Origin of the sequence: Chelativorans petroleitrophicus (assembly GCF_025398195.1) — a bacterium.
GTDB classification, from domain to species: Bacteria; Pseudomonadota; Alphaproteobacteria; order Rhizobiales; family Rhizobiaceae; genus Chelativorans; species Chelativorans petroleitrophicus.
Window position 1 is genome coordinate 71419 of record NZ_JAODNV010000010.1, and the last position, 22929, is coordinate 94347.

General features: G+C 64.5%; 21 protein-coding genes and 1 tRNA gene. 11 read left to right on the forward strand and 11 right to left on the reverse strand.

Translation table 11 applies throughout. From position 1 onward, the window contains the following. Positions 1–56 precede the first annotated feature (56 nt). From NYR54_RS09965 to ehuB, 6 genes are all read right to left on the reverse strand, one after another. The gene (locus NYR54_RS09965; protein ID WP_261515491.1) at positions 57–1046 is read right to left on the reverse strand and encodes a cyclodeaminase; all 990 of its coding nucleotides are present in this window, start codon (positions 1044–1046) and stop codon (positions 57–59) included. After that, positions 1036–2049: a hydroxyectoine utilization dehydratase EutB gene (gene eutB / locus NYR54_RS09970; RefSeq protein ID WP_261515492.1), complete on the reverse strand. Its 1014-nt coding sequence runs from the start codon at positions 2047–2049 to the stop codon at positions 1036–1038. Before eutB ends, NYR54_RS09965 begins: the two co-directional genes overlap by 11 nt. Further along, positions 2049–2825 (reverse strand): ectoine/hydroxyectoine ABC transporter ATP-binding protein EhuA, encoded by a 777-nt coding sequence (ehuA, locus tag NYR54_RS09975; protein ID WP_279327481.1) that lies wholly within the window; start codon positions 2823–2825, stop codon positions 2049–2051. Before ehuA ends, eutB begins: the two co-directional genes overlap by 1 nt. After that, positions 2822–3499: an ectoine/hydroxyectoine ABC transporter permease subunit EhuD gene (ehuD, locus tag NYR54_RS09980; protein ID WP_261515493.1), complete on the reverse strand. Its 678-nt coding sequence runs from the start codon at positions 3497–3499 to the stop codon at positions 2822–2824. The genes ehuA and ehuD overlap by 4 nt, the downstream gene beginning before the upstream one ends. Positions 3500–3502: 3 nt before the next feature. Beyond that, entirely contained in the window at positions 3503–4225 is a 723-nt protein-coding gene (gene ehuC / locus NYR54_RS09985) for an ectoine/hydroxyectoine ABC transporter permease subunit EhuC (protein WP_261515494.1), read from the reverse strand. A gap of 82 nt (positions 4226–4307) precedes the next feature. Further along, a complete protein-coding gene (ehuB, locus tag NYR54_RS09990) occupies positions 4308–5156 on the reverse strand; it encodes an ectoine/hydroxyectoine ABC transporter substrate-binding protein EhuB (RefSeq protein ID WP_261515495.1) in 849 nt (282 codons plus the stop codon). A gap of 212 nt (positions 5157–5368) precedes the next feature. Between ehuB and doeA the strand changes: the two genes are divergently transcribed. Genes doeA through NYR54_RS10005 form a run of 3 tightly spaced genes read left to right on the forward strand, consistent with a single transcriptional unit; the run spans position 5369 to position 8439 of the window. Beyond that, positions 5369–6565: an ectoine hydrolase DoeA gene (gene doeA / locus NYR54_RS09995; RefSeq protein ID WP_261515496.1), complete on the forward strand. Its 1197-nt coding sequence runs from the start codon at positions 5369–5371 to the stop codon at positions 6563–6565. Next, the gene (gene argE / locus NYR54_RS10000; protein ID WP_261515497.1) at positions 6558–7715 is read left to right on the forward strand and encodes an acetylornithine deacetylase; all 1158 of its coding nucleotides are present in this window, start codon (positions 6558–6560) and stop codon (positions 7713–7715) included. The genes doeA and argE overlap by 8 nt, the downstream gene beginning before the upstream one ends. A gap of 10 nt (positions 7716–7725) precedes the next feature. Further along, entirely contained in the window at positions 7726–8439 is a 714-nt protein-coding gene (locus NYR54_RS10005) for a GntR family transcriptional regulator (protein ID WP_261515498.1), read from the forward strand. A 5-nt stretch (positions 8440–8444) separates the two neighbouring features. On the opposite strand, the gene NYR54_RS10010 is transcribed toward NYR54_RS10005, so the two are convergent. After that, positions 8445–10814 carry an aldehyde dehydrogenase family protein gene (locus NYR54_RS10010; protein WP_261515499.1) on the reverse strand — a complete coding sequence of 790 codons (2370 nt, stop codon included), beginning with the start codon at positions 10812–10814 and terminating at the stop codon, positions 8445–8447. Between the two features lie 299 nt (positions 10815–11113). Then, positions 11114–12172: a deoxyribose-phosphate aldolase gene (deoC, locus tag NYR54_RS10015; protein ID WP_423738602.1), complete on the reverse strand. Its 1059-nt coding sequence runs from the start codon at positions 12170–12172 to the stop codon at positions 11114–11116. 290 nt (positions 12173–12462) lie between these two features. Between deoC and NYR54_RS10020 the strand changes: the two genes are divergently transcribed. From NYR54_RS10020 to radC, 5 genes are all read left to right on the forward strand, one after another. Next, the gene (locus NYR54_RS10020; RefSeq protein WP_261515500.1) at positions 12463–13041 is read left to right on the forward strand and encodes a sigma-70 family RNA polymerase sigma factor; all 579 of its coding nucleotides are present in this window, start codon (positions 12463–12465) and stop codon (positions 13039–13041) included. Between the two features lie 105 nt (positions 13042–13146). Continuing rightward, a complete protein-coding gene (locus NYR54_RS10025) occupies positions 13147–13659 on the forward strand; it encodes a hydrolase (protein WP_261515501.1) in 513 nt (170 codons plus the stop codon). A 155-nt stretch (positions 13660–13814) separates the two neighbouring features. Beyond that, on the forward strand, positions 13815–14516 hold the full coding sequence (gene sfsA / locus NYR54_RS10030) for a DNA/RNA nuclease SfsA (RefSeq protein ID WP_261515502.1): 702 nt from the start codon (positions 13815–13817) through the stop codon (positions 14514–14516). Then, positions 14517–15344 (forward strand): type I methionyl aminopeptidase, encoded by an 828-nt coding sequence (gene map, locus NYR54_RS10035; RefSeq protein WP_261515503.1) that lies wholly within the window; start codon positions 14517–14519, stop codon positions 15342–15344. It begins immediately after the preceding gene. Between the two features lie 29 nt (positions 15345–15373). Further along, on the forward strand, positions 15374–16135 hold the full coding sequence (gene radC / locus NYR54_RS10040; protein WP_261515504.1) for a RadC family protein: 762 nt from the start codon (positions 15374–15376) through the stop codon (positions 16133–16135). Positions 16136–16215: 80 nt separating this feature from the next. On the opposite strand, the gene NYR54_RS10045 is transcribed toward radC, so the two are convergent. The 3 genes from NYR54_RS10045 to NYR54_RS10055 all read right to left on the reverse strand — a co-directional run bounded on the left by NYR54_RS10045 (position 16216) and on the right by NYR54_RS10055 (position 19738). Beyond that, positions 16216–16291 (reverse strand) — tRNA-Glu (locus tag NYR54_RS10045). Positions 16292–16426: 135 nt separating this feature from the next. Beyond that, positions 16427–17479 carry a YcbK family protein gene (locus NYR54_RS10050; RefSeq protein WP_261515505.1) on the reverse strand — a complete coding sequence of 351 codons (1053 nt, stop codon included), beginning with the start codon at positions 17477–17479 and terminating at the stop codon, positions 16427–16429. Positions 17480–17908: 429 nt separating this feature from the next. After that, the gene (locus tag NYR54_RS10055) at positions 17909–19738 is read right to left on the reverse strand and encodes a PHA/PHB synthase family protein (RefSeq protein ID WP_261515506.1); all 1830 of its coding nucleotides are present in this window, start codon (positions 19736–19738) and stop codon (positions 17909–17911) included. 72 nt (positions 19739–19810) lie between these two features. On the opposite strand from NYR54_RS10055, the gene NYR54_RS10060 reads away from it, so the two are divergent. From NYR54_RS10060 to NYR54_RS10070, 3 genes are all read left to right on the forward strand, one after another. Next, entirely contained in the window at positions 19811–20140 is a 330-nt protein-coding gene (locus tag NYR54_RS10060) for a hypothetical protein (protein ID WP_261515507.1), read from the forward strand. Positions 20141–20222: 82 nt separating this feature from the next. Next, positions 20223–21440 carry an LL-diaminopimelate aminotransferase gene (locus tag NYR54_RS10065; RefSeq protein WP_261515508.1) on the forward strand — a complete coding sequence of 406 codons (1218 nt, stop codon included), beginning with the start codon at positions 20223–20225 and terminating at the stop codon, positions 21438–21440. Positions 21441–21548: 108 nt separating this feature from the next. Then, on the forward strand, positions 21549–22859 hold the full coding sequence (locus tag NYR54_RS10070; protein WP_261515509.1) for a homoserine dehydrogenase: 1311 nt from the start codon (positions 21549–21551) through the stop codon (positions 22857–22859). The last annotated feature ends 70 nt before the right edge of the window (positions 22860–22929 follow it).

Consider the following 22929-nt stretch of genomic DNA (forward strand, 5'->3'; position numbering starts at 1 on the left):
AGACAAGCACTACCTTGGCGGAGGCTGCTTCCCTCTTGCTGGTAGGGTGCGCCCGCTTAGCTTTGGATGACCTTTCCTGCGCCCGCCTTCTTCGCTTCGCCCAGCGCAAAGGTGGCGATCGCTGTATCCTGCGCGCCGGTGCCCGTCAGATCGCAGATGGTTATCTGCTCCTCGCTCGTGCGGCCGGGCCTGCCATTCACGATCTCGCCGAGTTCCGGGGGTGTTCCGCCTTTCCACAGGCCGGCCGCTATGGCCGCGCGCAGCTCGCCCAGCCGCTCGCACTGGCTCACCCGGTCGGCCACATAGAGATCGGCCTTAATGAGAGCGCCTGGGGCGACCTCGTTCTTCTTCTCCTGGTCGGACCCCATAGCCGTGATGTGCAGGCCGGGATGCAGCCATTCGGCCTTGAGAACGGGCTCTTCGGCCGGCGTGGTCGTCACGACGAGCTGGCTTTCGGCCACGAGCCTAGCGGGATCGGCCTCCGCGCGCGCTTCGATCCCGAGCCTTTCGGCGATGTCCCGCGCACAGGCTTCGGCCTTGCTCGTGTCGCGGCCCCAGACGAGCACGCGGCGGAAGGGGCGAACCAGATGCGCCGCCTCGATCTGCAGGCGTGCCTGCACGCCGGTGCCCATGACGCCGGCCGTCCCCACTTCTCGCGGCGCAAGATGCTTCGCCGCCACCGCGCCGGCCGCGGCCGTGCGCACATCAGTCAGGTAACCGTTGTCGAGTAGCAGCGCCTCGACCAAACCGGTCTTCGCGGAAAACAGAATCATCAGGCCGTTGAGACTCGGCAGGCCCAGCTTCGGATTGTCGAAGAAGCCGGGGCTGACCTTGATGGCAAAGCCCTCGAAGCCCGGAATATAGGCCGTCTTCACGTCCACCTCGCCATGGGCCTCGGGAATGGCCATGGAGAGGATCGGTGGCATGATCACCTTGCCCGTGCCGAGCGCGGCGAAAGCCTGCTCGACCACGCGGACGGCGTTCATGTCGAGGCGGACCGATTTGCGCAGTTCCGCCTCGGTGAGGATGAAGATGTCATGCGGCATAGGGCGTCCCTTTGACGACAAGATCGCCGAGCTGCACATCCCGGCCGTTCACGATGTCGGTGAAGACCTTCATGTCCACGTTGCGGCCCGTCACGATGCTGGCAACGGGTCCTCTGACCCTGCCGAGCTTGCCTGCCATGAGCGCGGCCGCGCCCACGGCGCTCGCGCCCTCGCAGACGATGCGGTCCTCGAAATAATGAGCCTGCATGGCGCGGTAGATTTCCTCCTCCGAGACCAGCACCACATCGTCCAGGCAGTCCCGGCAGAGTGCGAAAGTGTGGCGGTTTTCGAGCCCGATGCCGCCGCCCAGGGAATCGGCAAGGCTCGGTACCTCCGTGATTCCCACCGGCCTGCCGGCCCGGAGTGCGGCGTGCATGGCCGCGCCGCGCTCCATGGTGATGCCGACGATGCGGATCGACGGCTTCAGCCTTTTGAGCGCAAAGGCGATGCCGCCGGCGAGCCCGCCGCCCGAGAGCGGGATGAGTAGGGTTTCGAGGTCTGGCCGCTGCTCGACGAGCTCAAGGCCGATGGTGCCCTGTCCGGCGATGACCGGCAGCGCGTCGAAGGGCGGGATTTCGGCGAGGCCTTCCTCGCGCGCCAGCCTTTCGCTTTCGGCCTGCGCCTCGTCCTGGCTGTTTCCGACGATGCGGACCTCGGCGCCGAGCGCTCGGATGCCCTCCACCTTGGCCTGCGGAACGAGGCTCGACATGCAGATGACGGCGCGCATTCCGCGTCCGGCGGCGGCGTAGGCTATGGCCCGGCCATGATTGCCGGTGGAGCAGCAGGTGACGCCGGCGTTGCCCTCCGGCAGGAGCGCGACCGCGTTAGCCGCGCCGCGCAGCTTGAAAGCCCCGGTCGGCTGGGCAAACTCCAGCTTCAGAAGCACCTCGCTGTCCGCAATGCGGCTCAGGAAAGGGGAGGGGACGAGCGGCGTATCAAGGGCGGCTATGCCTGCAATCCTCCGGCGCGCGGCGAGGATGTCGGCCAGCGAAAGCGCATTCACTAGCCAGCCTCCAGAACCGCGCTCAGGAACTGCCTGGTCCGCTCCTCCTTGGGATTGTTGAAGATTTCCTCGGGCGTGCCCTGTTCGGCAATCTTGCCGCCATAGAAGAAGCAGACGCGATCGGCGAATTCCTTCGCAAAACCCATCTGATGCGTGACCATCAGCATGGTCAGGTTATGCTCCTTGCCGAGCTTGCGGATGACGTTCAGCACCTCGCCGACCAGTTCCGGATCGAGCGCCGAGGTAACCTCGTCGAAGAGCATCACTTTGGGCCGCATCGCAAGCGCCCGGGCGATGGCCACGCGTTGCTGCTGGCCGCCCGAAAGCTGGTTCGGATAGTGATTCTTCTTGTCTGCGAGTCCCACCATGTCGAGCAGTTCGGCGGCGCGCTCCTCCGCCTCTTTCTTCGACAAGCCAAGCACATGGACCGGCGCCTCCATGCAGTTCTTCAGCGCCGTCATGTGCGGGAACAGGTTGAAGTGCTGGAATACCATGCCGATATTGCCGCGCACGCGGCGCAGGTGCTTCTCGTCCGCGGGCACCAGTTCGCCGTTCTTATGCATGTGGGTCAGCGGCTCACCGTCCACATAGATGACGCCGTCATTGATGCGCTCCAGCGTCATCAGCATGCGCAGCACTGTGGTTTTGCCGGAGCCGGAAGGCCCGATGATCGCGACCTTCTCGTTCGGCGCGATTTCCAGATTGAGAGAATCCAGAACGGTCAATGCGCCGTAACGCTTCGTCACGTTGTCGAATTTGACCATGGGCGTTGTCATCGGTCGCCTCCGGGGTTGCGCAGACTGCGGTTCAGCCATGTCTCCACCTGCCGGATCAGGGCCGCGGCGACGAGGCTCATGACGAGGAAGAAGGCGCCCACGAGCGTGATCGGCTCGATATAGCGGAAGCTCTGGGACCCCAGGATCTTTGCCGTCTGCATCAGTTCCAGGACGGCGATGGCCGAAAGGAGAGGGGTCTCCTTGAACAGCGCGACGAGATAGTTGCCGAGGGCGGGCACGATCGGCGGGATCGCCTGCGGAATGATGATGTCCCGGAAGGTGATGTAGGGGCTGAGGTTGAGCGCGGTCGAAGCCTCCCACTGGCCGCGCGGGACGTTTTCCAGTCCGGCCCTGTAAACCTCTGAACAGTAGGCTCCGTAGTGAAGGCCGAGCGCGATGACACCGGCCACCATGGCGGGCAGAACGATGCCGAACTCCGGAAAAACGAAGTAGATGAAGAAGATCTGGATCAGCACCGGCGTGGAGCGGATGAACTCGACGACGGCCGCGGTGGGCACCGAAATCCAACTCGTCTTCGACATGCGCAGGATGGCGAGCACCAGACCCAGAACGGCCGCCAGCAGGAAGCCCAGAAGCGTGGCCTCTATCGTGACCACCGAGGCCCGCAGAAGCTGGGGCATGATTTCCCAGACATAGTTCCAGTCCCAGAACATGGCCTATCTCCCCCTCGCCATGCCGCGCGCGGCCACCGTTTCAAGCGCCCGCATGCCGACGGTGATCAGGATGGAGATGGCCAGATACATGATCAGCACAATGGTGAAGATCTCGACGGTCCGGAACGTCGTCTGGTTCATCTGCTGGGCCTTGAAGGTCAGATCGGAGATGGTGATCAGCGACACCAGCGCCGTCGCCTTCAGAAGCTCAATGAAAAGATTGCCCCAGGGCGGGATCATCGCGATGAAGGCCTGCGGAAGGATGATGCGGCGCAGCGCGAGATTGCGCGGCATGTTGAGCGCCACCGAGGCTTCCCATTGGCCGCGCGGAACGGCGGCGACTGCGCCGCGCACCACCTCAGCGCCATAGGCACCCACATTGAGCCCGAGTGCAGCGATCGCCACCGTGAGCGGCTCGAGCAGGATGCCGAAATGCGGCAGCACGAAGAAAAGCCAGAAGAGCTGGACAAGCGCGGAGGTGCCTCGGAACACCTCGATATAGGCGATGGCCAGCCATCGCAGCGGCCAGGGGCCATACATCTTGGCTATCGCCGCCACCAGCGCCATGATCACGGCGAGGATGCAGCCGCCGATCGTGATCTGGATGGTGATCAGAGCGCCTTGCAGAAGGCCGGGGATGAATTCGCGGAAGCCTGCAAAGCTCGCAACCGCAAGGCCGGCCGTGAAGAACACGATCGCGCAGATCGTGAGCGACCGCAACTGCATCTCACCCCTCCGGCTGAATCGTGGTCCGGTAATTATTGTATAGCTGGGAAGCCGGCCGGAAAGGCCGGCATCCTTCGGCCGGTTACTGCCCGGCGGAGCAGAGCTCCTTGGTAGTGGCGGTGGGCAGGTAACCCTCGCCAAAGCCGAACTGGGAAACCAGTTCGATGTGCTCCGGCGTGCCGATAAACTCCTTCAGATGCTTGTTGAACTCGGCCAGAAGGTCCTCGTCCTCGGGGCGGAAGGCGAAACCGCCATGGCCCATGACGGACTCTCCGGCCACCTCGGCGAAGGGCGGAGTGGATTCGACACCCTCGTTGTTTTCGGCCATGCGCGCGATGGAAAGGGCCGTCAGCGCCGCGGCGTCCGCGCGGCCGGACTTCACGGCGCTCACAAGGCTTGCCTGGTCGGGCAGAACGACAAGCTGATCCTGCGGAATGCCGGCCTTGTCCGCATATTCGGCCTCGATGGCGCCGGCCATGACGGCAAGGGTGAGATCGCTGTTGTCGGCAATGCTGGAGTAGTCGACGATGTTCTTGGGATTGCCCTCGGCAACCAGCAGAGCCTGGCCGATGCCGTATGAGGGTTCGGAGAAGGCAACCTGCTGGCAGCGCTCCGGCGTGATGAACATGCCCGCCGCGATGATGTCGAAACGGCCGGCCTTCAGGCCCGGAATGAGGGAGCCGAATTCGGTGAGAACGCCGTCAACCTCCGGAATGCCCATGCGCGAGAGAATTTCCTTCGCGACCTCGGGGGATTCGCCGGTGAGCTCGCCGGCGGGCGTGGCGAAGCCGTAGGGAGCCTCATTGGCGAAGCCGACGCGGATGTAACCCTGCTCGCGCGCGCGTTCCAGCGTGCTCTGGGCAGCGGCTGCGCCGAGCGAGGCGGCGATGGCGACGAGCGCCACCATTCCCTTCAGAAAGCTTCGTCTCATGGTGTCTCCCCTTTAATAATTCAGATTGCCGGCTGATGAAGCCTGATGTACACATCATCACGTCGATCAAGCCCTTGTCAACGGTTTTGATCGCGAATCTCGGCCTTCCGAGGTTTCTGAGCATTTCAGTTCGTGATGAAATGTGCACAACTCGGGCCCATGCCGGAGAAACGCGTTGGGCAGCGAGGTTTGGCACGGCACCGGAGGTAGAATTGCCTGCGTCACACCTGCCCTTCAGTTTACAGGAATACGCCGATCGTCTTGAAAAGACCCGCCGTGCGATGGCGGAAAAGGGGATCGATGTTCTCTTTGTCGAGGACCCGTCCAACATGGCGTGGCTGACCGGTTACGACGGCTGGTCCTTCTACGTGCATCAGGGCGTGCTCGTGTTTCTCGACGAGGACCCCGTCTGGTGGGGCCGGCATCAGGACGGCAACGGCGCTCTGCGCACCTGCTACATGGCGGAGGATCGCGTGCTGCGCTATCCCGAGCACTACGTGCAGTCCACCGTCCGCCATCCCATGCAGCATCTGGCCGAAGTGCTCCGCAACCGCGGGTATGGCGGCAAGCGCATCGGAGTAGAGCTCGAGAACTACTATTTCTCCGCCAAAGCCTATCTGGTGCTGAAGGAGGAACTACCCAACGCCACCTTCGTGGATGCCACGGGCCTCGTGAACTGGCAGCGCGCCGTCAAATCCGCCGAGGAAATTGCATTCATGCGGCGCGCGGCGCGGATCACCGAAAAGATCATCGACGGCATCATCGAGCGCGTCGAGCCGGGCCTGAAGAAGAACGAGCTGGTGGCTGAGATTTATGCGGACGCCGTACGCGGCGTGGAGGAGGACTGGGGTGACTATCCGGCCATCGTGCCGCTTCTGCCTTCGGGCAAGGATGCCTCGGCGCCGCATCTGACCTGGGACGGCCGCCGCTTCGAGGAGGGCGAGGCGACCTTCTTCGAGATCGCCGGCTGCTATCGCCGCTATCACGTGCCGCTCTGCCGGACGGTTTTCCTCGGCACGCCGCCGCAATACATGCTCGACGCGGAGAAGGCGCTGGTCGAGGGGCTTGAGGCCGGCATGGAGGCCGCGCGGCCCGGCAACCGGGCAGGGGACGTGGCGGATGCGCTCTTCCGCTCCCTCGAAAAGGCCGGCATCAAGAAGGACGGGCGCTGCGGCTATCCGATCGGACTCTCCTATCCGCCGGACTGGGGCGAGCGCACCATCTCGTTCCGCCGCGAAGACGATACCATCCTGCAGCCGGGCATGACCTTCCATTTCATGCCGGGGCTGTGGATGGCCGACTGGGGGCTGGAAATAACGGAAAGCATCCTCATCAAGGAAAGCGGGCCTGCCGAGGCGCTGTGCAACCGCCCGCGCGAGCTGATCGTGAAGAACGGCCGCCATGCCTGACACTGCACGAACGCGGCAGATCCTCGCTCAGCTCGTCGCATTTCCCACCGTCTCAGCCGACTCCAATCTGGAGCTGATCGCCTATGCGGGCGAGCTCCTGAGCGAGGCGGGAGCGCGGCTGATGGTGAGCCGGGACGAAACCGGCACCAAGGCCAATCTTTTCGCCACGCTGGGGCCGGAAGGAGACGGCGGCATCGTGCTTTCCGGCCACACCGACGTTGTGCCGGTGGACGGGCAGGACTGGACGGGCGATCCCTTCACCCTGCGCGAGGCGGACGGGCGGCTTTACGGCCGCGGCACCTGCGACATGAAAGGCTTTATCGCCTGCTGCCTCGCCATGGCGCCGGTCTTCGCCGCCCGCGATCTGAAGCGGCCCTTGCACTTCGCCTTCACCTATGACGAAGAGGTGGGCTGTTTCGGCGCACGCGCGCTGATGGAGGAACTGAAGCGGGCGGATGTCCGCCCCTCCGCCGCCATCATCGGCGAGCCGACCATGATGCGGATCATCGAGGGGCATAAGGGCTGCTATGAATACACCACCGAGTTTCGCGGGCTGGAAGGGCACGGCTCGGAGCCGGAGAGGGGCGTCAACGCGGTCCACTATGCCGTGCGTTATGTGAGCCGGCTTCTGGAACTGGGCGAGGCGCTCAAGGCGCGGGCGCCGGAGGGAAGCCGCTTCCGGCCGCCGTGGACCACCCTTCAGGTCGGCCGCATCGAAGGCGGGGCCGCGCGGAACGTCATCGCCGGCCACTGCGCCGTGGAGTGGGAAATGCGGCCAGTGCAGACGGCGGACGCCGATTTCGTGAAGGAGCGCCTTGCGGCCTATGTGGACGAGGAACTGAAGCCCGCGATGCGCGCCCTCTCGCCCGACGCCGACATCGTGACCCATGTCGTCGGCGAGGTGGAGGGGCTGGAGCCGGTTGCAGAATCGGAAGCGCGGCGTATCGTGAGCGCTCTCACGGGGCTTGCGGAGGCGGAGGTGGTAGCTTTCGGCACGGAGGCGGGGCTGTTCCAGCGCGCGGGCATTTCCGCTGTCATTTGCGGGCCCGGTTCGATCGAACAGGCGCACAAGTCAGACGAGTTCGTTTCCATTGAGCAGCTTTCGGCATGTCTGGACATGCTGGACCGGCTTGCGGAGAAGCTCGAATGAAAGTGACGAGATGAGGGCAGGGGAGACTGCCGGCAGCGAGGCGCGCGCCCGCTACGAACGGATCTACCATACGCTGCGCGATCGCATCTGCCTGCTCGACTATCCGCCCGGGATGCGTTTGCGGGAGGAGGATCTGGCGGCCGAGTTCGCCACCAGCCGCACGCCCGTGCGCCGCGTGCTGGCGCGGCTGGAGGACGAGGGCCTGCTGCGCTCCGTGCATGGGGTGGGCACGATCGTCACCGACATCGAAATCGACGATCTGCAGCAAGTCTATCAGCTTCGCGTCGAGCTTGCCGAGCTGTTCGGAAGGGTTGCGCCGAACGTGCCGGGTCCGGAGGAGATGAGGCAGTACCGCAGCCTGCTTGCGCGCTGCGAGGAACTGGTGCGCAAGCCTGACGCGCGCGAGTTCGCCCGCCTCAACATGGAGTTCTTCCACCTCTTCACACAGCTCACCGCGAACGAGCCGCTACGGGCGATTTCCGAGCGGCTTTACTACCAGACCACGCGCATCTGGCTGAAGACCGCCTCGCGACTGGCCGCCTATGAGGACATGCTGCTGAACGAAATTCATGTCTTCCAGCGTGAGATGACGGACATCGTGGCGGCGATCGAGTGCGGCAATCTTCTGGCCGCCGGCCACATTCGTCGCGCGCACATCGCCATGAGCTTTGCACGGCTCTACGCGGCAGCACACCCCGAAGGGGCCTCTGCCGCTCCGATCTGACTTTCTCAGTCCCCGTACGGCACCCAGACGTTCTTGATCTCGACCGCACGGCGGAAGAAATCGTCCAGCAGGGCTGCATCGCCCGCCCAGTCCGGGGCAAGGCCGCCACTGGTCCACACCCGCTTGAGATTGGCGGCGGATTCACGCTCGACCGTTGCGCAGAGCTGGGTCTCGCCCACGCACCAGAGAGCGTCCACATCGTCGTGTTTCGCAAGCACCGCGGCGAGTTCCACGCTATCGCCCGTGACGATGTTGACGCTGCCTGCCGGCAGGTCCGAGGTTTCGATCACCTGATAGAGATCCGTGGCAACCAAGGGAAAGCGCGCCGAGGGCACGGCGACCACCGGATTACCCATGGCAAGGGCTGGGGCCATCATCGTCACCAGCGCAAGGAGCGGCGCATCGTCGGGCGACACGATCCCGAGCACGCCGACGGGCTCGTTGAGCGCAAGGGTGACCACGCGCGCGGGGGGCTGATGCACCCGGCCCTCATATTTGTCCGCGAGGCTGGCCGCCGCAAAAATCCGCTCGATGGACAGATCCACCTCGGCCGCGGCCTCCTTCGGCCTGATGCCCGTCAGGCTTGCAATGCGGCCGGTGAACTCCGCCGCGCGCACGGCCAGGTTCTCGGCCAGGAAATAGAGCACCTGCGCGCGGTTATAGGCTGTCGCCTGATGCCATTTGCTGGCGCGGGCGGTACTCACTGCGTCGCGGATGTCCTTGCGGTTGCCGGCGCCCACTTCGCCCATGATCCGGCCTTTGGGATCGGTGACGGGAAGGGCATAGTTGCCATCCGGTCGTACCTGTTTGCCGCCGATGAAGAGCTTGGGCGTGCGGTCGATGAGAGGCGTATTGCTGCCGGTATCGGGCTGCGGCTCTGGCCTCGGAGCGGGCTTGTAGACGGCCTTGCCGGCCGGCCGCTTCAGATATTCGTAGAGGCCTTCATGACCGCCCTCGCGCCCGAAGCCGCTCTCGCGATAGCCGCCAAAACCGGACGAGGCGTCGAATATGTTGGTGCCGTTGATCCAGACGACGCCCGCCTTGAGCTGCGGCGCCACATGGAGAGCGCGGCTGATGTTCTCGCTCCAGACGGAGGCCGCGAGCCCGTAGCGCGTGTTGTTGGCGAGCGCCACGCCTTCCTCCTGCGTGCGGAAGGTCATGGCGGCGAGCACTGGGCCGAAGACCTCCTCCTGAGCAAGAATGTTCGATGGCGCCACGGAGGTGGCCAGCGTCGGCAGATGGTAATAGCCCGTCTGCGGCAGGTCCGAGGCGGGCTGCCAGCATTCGGCACCCTGGCGCGCGCCCTCGGCGACCATGCTTTTCACGCGCTCGAGCTGAACCGGGGCGATCAGCGGGCCGATGTCCGTGTTCTTGTCGAGCGGGTCGCCGAGGCGCAGGTGTCCCATACGCGCCTTCACCTTGGCGAGCATGCGTTCGGCCACGCTTTCCTGAACGAGCAGGCGCGAGCCGGCGCAGCAGACCTGGCCCTGGTTGAACCAGATGCCGTCCACCAGGCCTTCCACGGCGCTGTCGAGGTCAGCATCCTCGAACACCATGAAAGCGGACTTTCCGCCGAGTTCCAGCGAAAGCTTCTTGCCGGTCCCGGCGGTTGCGCGGCGGATGATCTTGCCCACCTCCGAGGAGCCGGTGAAGGCGATCTTGTCGATGTCCGGATGCTCGACGATGGCAGCGCCCGTTTCGCCGCCACCCTGCACGATGTTGACCACACCCTTGGGTACGCCGGCGCGCGCGCAGATTTCGGCAAAGAGGATGGAGGTGAGCGGTGTGAATTCCGCCGGCTTCAGGACCACGGTGCAGCCTGCCGCGAGCGCCGGAGCGATCTTCCAGGCAAGCATCAGGAGCGGGAAGTTCCATGGGATGATCTGTCCGCAAACGCCCACGGGCTGGTGACCGGGATAGGCCTTCTCCAGCGTCTGCGCCCATCCCGCGTGATGGATGAAGTGGCGCACGGCGAGCGGCACGTCGATGTCGCGGCTTTCGCGGATCGGCTTGCCGTTGTCGATCGACTCCAGAACGGCAAAGAGGCGCCCATGCCGCTGCATCGCCCGCCCGATCGCGTAGAGGATGCGCGCGCGCTCATAGCCGCTGGTTTTCGACCAGGCGGGCAGGGCGCGGCGGGCGGCCCTCACGGCCGCGTTTACATCCTCGGGGCCAGCCTCCGACACCTCCGCCAGCGTCTCGCCGGTGGCGGGTTCGAGGACGGTGAAGGTCTTTCCCGACGCCGCCGCCTGCCACGTGCCGCCGATGAAAAGCGCTTTGGAGAAATCATGCGCGTTGAGCCACGCGTCGGCCTCCGTGCGCGATTCGGGCGCCGGGCCGTAGTCCATGGCCGCATAGCGTTCAAGGATAGTCACTAGGTTTCTCCGAAAATTACGGCGCGTTCATCTTCCATTGGAGCGCCCCCTCTCTTGTTCACTTGGCCTCCGTTTCACTGCGGCTGAGATGTTGAAATCGCGTTCTCCCCCACCAGGGGGAAGATGGGCGCTTATGCCGGCGTCTCTGCCAGCCACTAACCGGCGTGATTGACGACAAGGCCTATGCCGGTATCTCCCTCCTGGCGGGGGAGAAAGCAAATTCCTGGGTTTGGGCGGGAGCCCAAGTTCTTGGAATTTGCAAGAGAGGGGGTAGGAAATCCTGTCTGGCAAAACACTACCTAGGCCATGGCGTGATGATAGGCGGCGGAATAGCGCCCGGTCACGTGGTGCTCGAGCTGCCGCTCGATATCGGTGAGCAGACTCGACGCGCCGAAGCGGAAGAGGTCGGGCTCGAGCCAACGGCGTCCGAGTTCCTCGCGTATCAGGATCAGCCACTCAAGCGCCGCCTTGGCGGTGGAAATGCCTCCGGCGGGCTTGAAGCCGATGCGCACGCCCGTGCGTTCATGGTAGGCGCGGATGGCGCGTACCATGGCAAGGCCGACGGGCAGGGTGGCGTTGACGCTTTCCTTTCCCGTCGAGGTCTTGATGAAGTCGGCGCCGGCCATCATCGCCACCATGGAGGCGAGCGTGACGTTGCGCAGCGTGGAGAGGTCCCCCGTGCCGAGGATGACCTTTAGATGCGCATCGCCGCAGGCCTCGCGGAAACGAGCGATTTCGTCGTAAAGCTCCTCCCAGCGGGCGCCGAGCACCAGTCCGCGCGGGATCACGACGTCGATCTCGTCCGCGCCATCTTCGACCGAGGCATGGATTTCGCAGATGCGGGTCTCCAGCGGTGCAAGCCCATGCGGGAAGGCCGTCGAGACGGCGGCCACATGGATGCCCGTGCCCTTGAGCGCGTTCACGGCGGTCGAGACGAAGGGGTGGTAGACGCACACGGCAGCGGGGCGGATATCCGCGTCCTCGATGCCAAGCCCCTTCACCAGCTGAGGCGAGAGCGGGTTGCGCGCCTTGGCGCACAGCCGCCGCACCCTTTCATGCGTGTCGTCGCTCGAAAGGGTGGTAAGGTCCATGAGCGAGATGGCGCGCAGAAGCCATGCCGCCTGATTGTCCTTCTTGATGGAGCGGCGCTTCGTGAGCGTTGCCACGCGGCGCTCGATCGCGCTGCGGTTGACGTGGCGCATCGCCTCGAGCCAGCCGATGTCAAGCGGCATACCGGGATTGCGCGAAGCTGCAGCGGTTGCGGCCGAATCCGCCGGCCGCTGCCGGGCGAACGTGCCGGGCAGCGGATACACGCTGGCGCCGCCAGGAGAAAGGGTATCGCTGCTGTTGCTGGTCATCCGTATCGCTCAAAAGTGCCGCCACGGAGGGAGTAGCCGCGGAAAGGTCATCTGCGGCGTGCGCAGGGAACCGACCTTCGTTCTCCCCGTCGCCGAGCATATTCCATCAGATGGCGAGGCAAGACAAGCGGCCTGTGCACTCCGATGCCTTTCCGGCGCTTGCAGCCGCTTGGGAACTCCCTGAGCCATCGCGCATTAACCCGGCGAACCATCATTGGCGGACCGGCCTTACGAGCGGCGGCCGCCAATTCCCGACATGGGCTCAATACGGCAAAGGAAGGGATATCGGCATGGCACGATCCCAACGTCCGAAAGGCAGCGCCCCGCCGTCGCCCGGCTCCGAAATCGTCGAGCTCATTCCTGCGCTGCGCGCCTTTGCGAGGACCTTCTACCGTGACCCCAACGACGCCGACGATCTTGTGCAGGAGACGCTGACCAAGGGCCTCTCCCACCTGCATCAGTTCGAAGCAGGGACCAGCATGAAATCCTGGCTTTTCACCATCATGCGCAACACCTTCTACACCAAGATCAAGGTGTCGAAGCGCGAGGCGCCGGGCTCCGCCGATTGCGTGTCGGCCCGTCCGATGGTGGGGGCCACGCAGGAATGGTCCGCGCGCGGCCTGGAGATTCACAACGCCATCCAGCGCCTGCCCGAGCAGCAGCGCGAGGTGATGATGCTTATCGGCGTGCTGGGCATGAGCTACGAGGAGGCCGCGACGATCTGCAACTGCGCGATCGGAACGATCAAGAGCCGCCTCAACAGGGCGCGCCTGCGGCTTCTGGCCGAGCTCGGCGAAAAGTCCGGGGTCTCTGCGGTCGAGCGGGCGGATGCGAGTCCCGGCAACGACAACGGCATTTTCTACGCCTGATTGGGGTAGGCGACGCCGATTCTGCAGATGGCTGGCAGAGGCCATGCCGCCTGGTAACGATCGCATCGGCTTGCCCGGCGAGCATGAAAATTCTAGCCAGTCAGCATGATCTATTTCACCAGTGACACCCATTTCGGAGATCCGCGTGTCCTGCGGGTGGACCGGCGCCCCTTCCGTTCCGTGGCCGAGCATGACGAGGCGCTGATCCGTGCATGGAACGAGGTCGTCCTGCCTGAAGATACCGTCTGGCACCTTGGCGATTTCGCGCGCGGCGATGCGGAACGGGTAGAAGAACTGCTGTCCGCCCTGAACGGCGTCAAGCACCTCATCATCGGCAACAATGACGGCCCGGCGACGCTCGCAGCCGGCGGCTGGTCGAGCGTGCAGCACTATGCGGAGCTCGTTATCGCGGACCGGCTCCTGATCCTCTGCCACTTTCCGTTCCGGACCTGGAACCAGATGGGCAGGAAATCGATCAACCTGCACGGCCACTCCCACGGTCGCCTCACGCCCGCGCCGCGCCAGTTCGATGTCGGCGTGGATGCGCAAGAGCTGCGCCCGGTGACGCTGGAGCAAATCCTTGCCCGCAGGAGGCGAAGGGCAAGGAAAAGTGTGTGACAGGCCGAAGGAGCACGGACAACGGGCTGAACATGCGCTGACTGCGGGCAATTTGACGCAGGAGGGATTTCAGCGGTAAGCAGCCTTGTTGCCGGGCGATCGTTTCGCGCGGCGTTCCACCCCTTAGACGGCAGTTCCGAAGAACATTTCTCCGCATGAGATTTCCCGCTCCGCTGATCGAGGCGCGGCTAGTCCGCCGCTACAAGCGCTTCTTGGCCGATGTGGTGCTTGGCGACGGCACGGAGACCACCGTTTCGGTGCCGAACACTGGCTCAATGCTGGGGCTTACGGCGCCGGGATCACGCGTGCTGCTTTCGAGATGGGACGACGGCAAACGCAAATACCCTTACCGGCTCGAAATCGTGGAGGCGGACGGCACGCTGGTAGGGATCAACACCGGCCTGCCCAACCGGCTGGCCATCGAGGCGATCCGCGCCGGGCTGGTCGGCGACCTCGATACCTATCCCGTCATCAGGCCGGAGCAGCGCTATGGCGAACGCTCCCGCATAGATTTTCTTCTAGAACACCCCGAGCGCCCGCCCGCCTATGTGGAGGTGAAGAACGTCCACTTCATGCGCGAAAGCGGGGTGGCGGAGTTTCCCGATACGGCTACGGCGCGCGGCGCCCGGCATCTCGACGAGCTTGCCGCCATGTGCGCAGCCGGCGCGCGCGCCATCATGATCTATGTGGTGCAGCGGGGCGACTGCTCGCGCTTCCGGCTCTGCGCCGATCTCGACCCGGCCTATGTCACGGCCTTCGCCCGCGCCAGGCGTGCAGGGGTTGAAGCTTTTGTGATAGGGTGCCAAATCTCTGCCGATGCGATCGTTCCCGATCGCCTGATCGCGATGGATTTCTGAATGGTCACCTATCTCGACGCGGACACCGCTCCGCTCCGCAACACCGGGCAGATCCGCCTTTACGGTCCCGAGGCCTTCGAGGGCATGCGCAGGGCCTGCCGCCTCACGGCGCAGTGCCTCGATGAACTCGTCTCGATCGTGAAACCGGGGGTGACCACGAACGAGATCGACCGTTTCGTCTTCGAGTTCGGCATGGATCACGGTGCGATCCCCGCAACGCTCAACTATCGCGGCTACACCAAATCCACCTGCACTTCGATCAATCATGTGGTCTGCCACGGCGTTCCCGACGACAAACCGCTGCGGGAAGGGGACATCGTCAATATCGACGTGACCTATGTGCTGGACGGCTGGCACGGCGATTCGAGCCGCATGTATCCCGTCGGCCGGATCAAGCGCGCCGCCGAGCGGCTTCTCGAGGTCACGCATGAGTGCCTGATGCGCGGCGTGGCGGCGGTGAAGCCCGGGGCGCGCACCGGGGCCATCGGGGCGGCCATCCAGGCCCATGCGGAAAGCCAGCGCTGCTCCGTCGTGCGCGACTTCTGCGGCCACGGCGTCGGCCTTCTGTTCCACGATGCGCCGAACATCCTGCATTACGGCAGCCCTAACGAGGGGGTGGAGATGCGGCCGGGGATGATTTTCACCATCGAGCCGATGATCAATCTCGGGCGCCCCCATGTGAAGGTTCTGTCGGACGGCTGGACGGCGGTGACCCGCGACCGCTCGCTTTCGGCGCAGTACGAGCATTCCGTCGGAGTCACGGAGGACGGCTGCGAAATCTTCACCCTATCTCCCGCGGGACTCGACCGGCCGGGCCTTTCTTCATAAGATTCCGGCCTTGGGGGATTGGCGGGCCGATGATGAAGGAAGATCAGGGGGGCTTTTTCGCTGAGGGGCCGTTGCGGCCTGCGCCGGAACCGGCGGGCAAGGCCGCAAAGTCCCGGGTGAAGAAGCACTATGAGGGACACCGCGAGCGGCTGCGCGCGCGTTTCGACGAGGCCGGCGCCGACGCGCTCGCCGACTACGAGCTTCTCGAAATGCTGCTTTTCCGTTCCATTCCGCGGGCCGATACAAAGGGGCCTGCCAAGGAACTGCTCAGCCGTTTCGGCTCCATCGGCGAGGTTCTGGGCGCGCCTGAACACCGGCTGCGTGAGGTGCCGGGGATTGGAGAGACGGCCGCGCGCGACATCAAACTGGTCGCGGCGCTAACTCAGCGCATGCTGCGCGCGCAGGTGCAGGGCCGGCATGTCCTGTCGTCATGGACGCGGGTTCTCGACTATTGCCGCGCCGTCATGGCCTATGAGGATCGCGAACAGTTCCGCATTCTCTTCCTCGACAAGAAGAATGCGCTGATCCGCGACGAATGCCAGCAGGTGGGCACGGTGGACCACACGCCGGTCTATCCGCGCGAGGTGGTGCGCCGGGCGCTTGAACTTTCAGCCTGCGCCATCATCTTGGTGCACAACCACCCTTCCGGCGACCCTGCGCCTTCGCGCGCCGATATCGAGATGACCAAGACGATCATCGCCACGGCCGAGCCACTCGGGATCGTGGTCCATGATCACATCATCATCGGCAAGAACGGCCATGTCAGCATGAAGGGCATGCGGCTGATCTGAGCCAATGTACCTGCATGCGCAGAAACCTTGACGATGGCTCGTCAAACCTTCCGAAGGGTCAGCGAAGCTTTTGATCTTGATGGTACGCCCAAGGGGACTCGAACCCCTGTTTCCGCCGTGAAAGGGCGGCGTCCTAGACCGCTAGACGATGGGCGCGGAAGACGAGGGGCCTTATAGTGGCCTTCATCACAGGCGGCAAGCCGTCTTCGCAGGTGCGGCAAAAGATTTTTTCAGTGCCTGGGGATGATTGCAGAACCGGGAGCTCTGCAATCCGCAAATCAGGGCGACAAGCTAGCGCCGGCAGCGCCAATTCCAGTCGCGCTCCGGCCCGACGTCCACATGCACCGATTTCGTATGGCAGTAGGTGCCCACGCCGCCGCGGCCGGGGAGGGAGCGGACGAAGTTGGCCAGCTCCCACTTGCTCACGCCTTCCACCTGTATGTCGGCTGCCGCGCAGGCCATGTGCATGGATTTGGGCGCGCCATTCACGCGGCGGTTATGGGCGGGGCTGCGGTAGCCGGAGGTGACCAATATCCGCTTGCCGTATTTCCGTTCGATGACCTTCAGAAGTCGCACGAGCTGCGGCTTAAAGCAGGAAACGTTGACATCCTCGCGCTGCAACATCAGCCCGTGAGGCGCCAGGCGGGCGAGGCCGGCGGCGGAGGCGACCTGATAGCTGCCGTCCACCGATTCGTAGAGGTCGAGGCTCTCTTCGTCGATTTCAGTCCGACTCCTGATTTCGAAAAGCTGGTCGCGCTCGCGCACGCCCGGCAGAGCATCGGTGAACATCGCCGCCTGAGGCGCCGTGGCAGCGACCTTGATGACGGGCTTTTCGGGCTCGGTGGCGGCATCGTCGGCCGCTTCTTCTTCCGCGTCCGGCTCGCGGTCGGGGAAGGGTACCTTGGTCTGGGCGGGAGCAAAGAAGGCCGTAAGCAGGCCGCGCTTCTGCAAAGCGCCGGAGGCCTCGGGCGTGGCCGGCTGTGCTTCACTGGATGCGGCAGGAGATTGTCCGTCTGTCGTATCCGCGGCCGCTTTCTCCGCTGCCGGGGAAGCGGGCGTATCATGGGCTGACAGGCCCAAATCCGGAGCTGCCGCGGCCGCTTCCTCTTGGGCTTCTTTTGCAGGCGCTGAGGCTTGAGCCTCAGCCGGAGCGGCCGCAAAGAGGCCAGACAGGAGTGTGCGCTTTGGCTTGGCAGGTGCCGCGTCGCCTTCCGGCGCCGATTCGGTGGTCTCTGCCTGCTCGTCGCTGTCCTTGCGCGCCAGTATTTCCGTTTCGGCGGAACCGGATTCTGCCGTGGGAGCGGATTTCTCGGGAGGCTGCGGGGTGCCGCCCGATTCCGCCAAAAAGGCCTCATTGTCTCCTTGGGGGCGCAGAGCAGGCTCGGCGACTGGACCGCTTTCTTCCGTCAAGGCGGCTGATGCAACCGTGCTTTGCGTAACGGCAGGGCCGTCCGTCATGCCGGGGGCAAGGCTCAGCGAAGGTTCCGTTGCGGAGCAGGAAACCGCCAGGCCACATGCGAGCGAGACGCCGAGAAGCCGCCGCATCAAAGCATGATCAAATTCGGGTCTTCCGGCCGAGGCCGGGCCGCTGCGAGCCAACGAACGTCCTCTTCAGCAATCGTCGTGGAAATGTCCCCACGTGTGCGGCGCTCCTCGCTCCCCCGAGCAAGAAGCCTCATTCTCTGGTAACGAAAAAAAACCCATGTTACAAATGGATTATAGGTCCATTACAACAGACAATGTTTCAGTCTGTAAGAATTGTTGGGCGGGGTCTCAGGCCTGAATCAGCACATAGGTGCCCGGCGCATCACCGAGCATTTTTCTTCGCCGGTCGATCCTCCGCGCCGGCACCCGCGCGCTGTCCTGCCGCTCGATCCAGGCCTGCCAGTGCGGCCACCAGGAACCCGGGAAAATCTCTGCTTTGGCGAGCCACGCCTCCACGGTGTCGGCAAGGCCCTTTCCCGTCCAGTAGCGGTATTTGCCTGCCGAAGGCGGATTGATGACGCCCGCGATGTGACCGGAGCCCGCCAGCACAAATTCGACCGGACCGCCGAAGAGATGGCTGCCGAACAGAACGGATTGTGCCGGAGCGATGTGATCGTCCGCAGCGGCGAGATTATAGACCGGAATGCGGATGTCCGAGAGGCGGACGCGCTGCCCATGGATGATGGCGCACCCGCGCGCCAGATTGTTCTCCAGATAGCAGTTGCGCAGGTAGTAGGCGTGATTGGCCGCCGCCATGCGCGTGGAATCGGCGTTCCAGTAGAGCAGGTCGAAGGGCGGCGGCTCGCGGCCCAGAAGATAGTTGTTGACGACATAGGGCCACAGGAGATCGCGCGCCCGCAGCATGTTGAAGGCGGTCGCCATGCGGTTGCCTTCCAGAAAGCCCTTCTCGCGCATGGCTTTTTCCAGGGCGGCCACCTGCTCCTCGTCGGCGAAGACCTTCAGGTCGCCCGCATGGGTGAAGTCCACCTGCGTTGCGAGAAAGGTGGCCGAGGCCACCCGGTCGTCTCCATCCCGTGCCATTGCCGCAAGTGCGGCGGCAAGAAGCGTGCCGCCCACGCAATAGCCCACGGCGTTCACCTGCTTTTCGCCCGTGCGCCGGGCGGCAGTGTCGAGCGCAAGTTCGATGCCGTCACGGATGTAGTCGTCCCAACCCATCGCTGCGTGCCGCTCGTCGGGATTGACCCAGGAGATCACGAACACCGTATGCCCCTGTTCCACCGCCCAGCGGATGAAGGAGCGTTCGGGATTGAGGTCGAGCACGTAGAACTTGTTGATCCAGGGCGGCACGATGACGAGCGGTCTGCGCAGCACGGTTCTGGTCGTGGCCTGATACTGGATGATTTCGGCCAGATCGCTGCGCGCCACCACCTTGCCGGGCGTGGTGGCGATATTGCGGCCGAGTTCGAATCCGGACCGGTCGGTCTGGCGCAGGCGCAGCTCCCCGCCGCCGGCGGCGATGTCCTCGGCCAGCATGCGCATCCCGCGCATGAGATTCTCGCCATCCGAGCTGAAGGTTTCGCGCAGCGCCTGCGGATTGGTCATGAGGAAATTTGTCGGCGAAAGGGCTTCGCTGATCTGCCGGACGTAGAAGACCGCCTTGCGGCGCGTCTGTTCGTCTAGGCCTTCCGTATTCTCCACGAGCTCATTGGCCCAGCGGGCGGTGACGAGGAAGGCCTGCTTGAGGAAGTCAAAGAACGGGTTCTGCGACCATTCGGGATCGCTGAAGCGCTTGTCGCCCGGCTCCGGTGCGATCGGCTCGCTCTCGGGCTTTTCGCCCGTCATCCGGCGAATCGACCCGGCCCAGACCTCGATCAGGCCGGAGAGAAGCCGGGTCTGCGCTTCGAGCGAGCGGCCCGGATCAGAGAGCCAGTAGCCCGCGAGCTGCGAAAGCGTTTTGGCCATCTCCGCGTAAGGGGCAGGGATGTCGCGCCATTCGCCCGCCTCGCGCGGGCGCGCCCAGGCCGCGGCCGCCTTGCCGGCCTCCTCTATCGCGCGGGCGAGGTTGAGCGCGAAGCGCTCCGGATTCCTCACCACATAGGGGCCGGCCGCGTCGGGTTCGTTCCTCTTCTCTTTGTCGTGCTTGCCGGCGCCGGCCATCTTTCGCGCTGGCCTCCTCAAGATGCTGAATTATAATGGCGGGCATCGTAATATGATGTTTGAGCACTGCATATGAAAATCCCGGGCCGCTTACGACCGTTTTCGCCTGTTTTTCTTGCGGCCGCTTGTCTCACGCCGTGGCTTCTTGCGGCCTGCGCGAGCTCTTCGGAGCGGGCACCGGGCACGCAGCCTGACGGCTACCCTAATCTCAATATTTCGCCGGCGGCCGCCGCTCCTCAGCTGACCAATGAGGAGCGGCGCGCGCTCGTGCAGGAGCTTGCCAAGGGAAGGGAGTTGCCGAGCCAGGCTTCTCAGCCTTCCGCGGCTGAACTGGAGCGGCTGCGCCGGCTCGGCGAACTTCACGCCGAGGAGCGCCTGCGGGCGATCGAGGCAGGGGAGTAGGTCGATCCTCCGGCAATACTATCGACCCGCCCCGCGAACAGGTGTATGAGGGCGGCAGCCACCTCCTTCCCGGAAGATTGCCATGGAAGAATTTCACAAGGTCCGCCGGCTTCCGCCATATGTGTTCGAGCAGGTCAACAGGCTGAAGGCTTCGGCCCGAGCGCGCGGCGCGGATATCATCGATCTCGGCATGGGCAATCCGGACCTGCCGACGCCCAAGGCCATCGTGGACAAGCTGTGCGACGTGGTGCGTGATCCGCGAACCCATCGCTATTCGTCCTCGCGCGGCATTCCCGGGCTGCGCCGGGCGCAGGCCGCCTATTATGCGCGCCGCTTCGGCGTCAAGCTCGACCCTGAGACGCAGGTGATCGCCACGCTGGGCTCCAAAGAAGGCTTTGCCAATATGGCGCAGGCCATCACAGCGCCGGGCGACGTGGTGCTGTGTCCCAACCCGACATACCCGATCCACGCCTTCGGCTTCATCATGTCAGGCGGCGTGGTCCGCTCCATCCAGGCCGAGCCGGACGACAGGTTCATTCCGGCCCTGGAGCGGGCGGTGCGCCATTCGATCCCGAAGCCGCTGGCGCTGATTCTCAACTATCCGTCCAATCCGACGGCCTGCCTGGCCACGCTTGACTTCTACAAGGACGTGGTGGCGTTCGCCCGCAAGCACGAGATCATCATTCTGTCCGACCTGGCCTATGCGGAGATCTATTTCGACGGCAATCCGCCGCCCTCCGTGTTGCAGGTGCCGGGCGCGATGGATGTGACGGTGGAGTTCACATCCATGTCCAAGACGTTCTCCATGCCCGGCTGGCGCATGGGCTTCGCCGTCGGCAACGAGCGGCTGATCGCCGCCCTTTCCAGGGTGAAGTCCTATCTCGATTACGGCGCCTTCACACCCATCCAGGTGGCCGCCGCCGCCGCGCTCAATTCGGACGGCGCGGAGATCGAGGAGGTGCGCAGCGTCTATCGCCGCCGGCGCGACGTGCTGGTGGAGGCGTTCGGGCGTGCCGGCTGGGATGTGCCGCCGCCGCCTGCCACCATGTTCGCCTGGGCGCCCATTCCCGAGCCGTTCCGCAGCCTCGGTTCGCTGGAATTTTCCAAGCTGCTGGTCGAGAAGGCGGAGGTGGCGGTGGCGCCCGGCGTCGGCTTCGGCGAGCATGGCGACGATTATGTGCGCATCGCGCTGGTGGAGAACGAGCACCGCATCCGGCAAGCCGCGCGCAACATCAAGCGTTTCCTTTCGACGGCGCCGCAGATGCTCGACAACGTCATTCCGATGACCGCGCGGCGCTGACCGGAAGACGAGGGGCTGGGCGGAAATCGCGCCGCCCGGCGCTGTTCCGCCTCTCGTCGCTTCAGTAACAGTCGTCCGAATCTGATCAATTCTGGAGATGGCATAGTCATGGCCGAACCCTTGCGCATTGGAATTGCCGGTCTTGGAACCGTGGGAGCGAGCGTCGTCAGGATGCTCGGCCAGAAGGGGACGGAGCTGACTCGCCAGTGCGGCCGCGAGATCGTGCCGGTGGCCGTCTGCGCGCGCGATCGCAACCGGGATCGGGGCATCGATCTCGGCAATGCGCACTGGTTCGATGATCCGGTGGAGCTTGCGCGGTCTCCGGGGATCGACGTGTTCGTGGAGCTCATGGGCGGGGAGGGGGATCCGGCCTTGAGCTCCGTTCGTGCCGCTCTCGAATCGGGCCGCCATGTCGTGACGGCCAACAAGGCGCTGCTTTCGAGGCACGGCGTCGAGCTTGCCGCGATCGCGGAGAAGAAGGGCGTGCTGCTCAATTACGAGGCGGCAGTGGCCGGCGGCATCCCCGTCATTAAGACCCTGCGCGAGGCGCTGGTGGGGAACACGGTTTCCCGCGTCTTCGGCATCATGAACGGCACGGCCAACTATATCCTGACGCGCATGGAAGCCGAGGGCCTCAGCTTCGAGGAATGCCTGAAGGAGGCGCAGCGGCTCGGCTATGCCGAGGCAGACCCCACCTTCGACATCGAGGGCCATGACACGGCGCACAAGCTGTCGATCCTGACAAGCCTCGCCTTTGGGTGCCGCATCTCGGCGGACGACATCTATATGGAGGGAATCTCCAACATCACCCAAGCGGATATCCGCGCGGCCGCGGAGCTTGGCTATCGCATCAAGCTTCTCGGCGTGGCTCAGAAGACGGAAAGCGGCATCGAGCAGCGCGTGCATCCGACCATGGTGCCCACCAGCTCCGTGATCGCGCAGGTGCACGGGGTGACCAATGCCGTCGCCATCGAAACCGATATGCTGGGCGAGCTTCTGCTTTCCGGCCCCGGCGCCGGGGGCAACGCGACCGCATCGGCCGTCATCGGCGACATCGCGGACATTGCCAAGAGCAGGCCTGGCTTTCAGCACGGCCCCGTTTTCGGCCGGCCGGCGAAGGAGCTGCAGCCCTACAGGCGCGCGCGCATGCGGGCGCACGCAGGCGGCTACTTCATCCGCTTCACGGTGCACGACCGCATCGGCGTCTTCGCGGCAATCGCCAAGCGCATGGCCGACAACGACATTTCTCTGGAATCCATCGTCCAGCACGGTGAGGCGACGGATGACGCGCAAAAGACCGTGATCCTCGTCACCCACGAGACGACGGAGGCCGCCGTGCACAAGGCCGTGGAAGGGGTCACCCGGGACGGGCATCTGACCTCGCGGCCGCAGGTGATCCGCATCGAGCGCGCCGCATGAAGACAGGCTGTGGCAGCAGCCGCTCAGTCCGGTCTTGAGGCGGAAGGCCGAAAAGCCATATCTTGGCGGC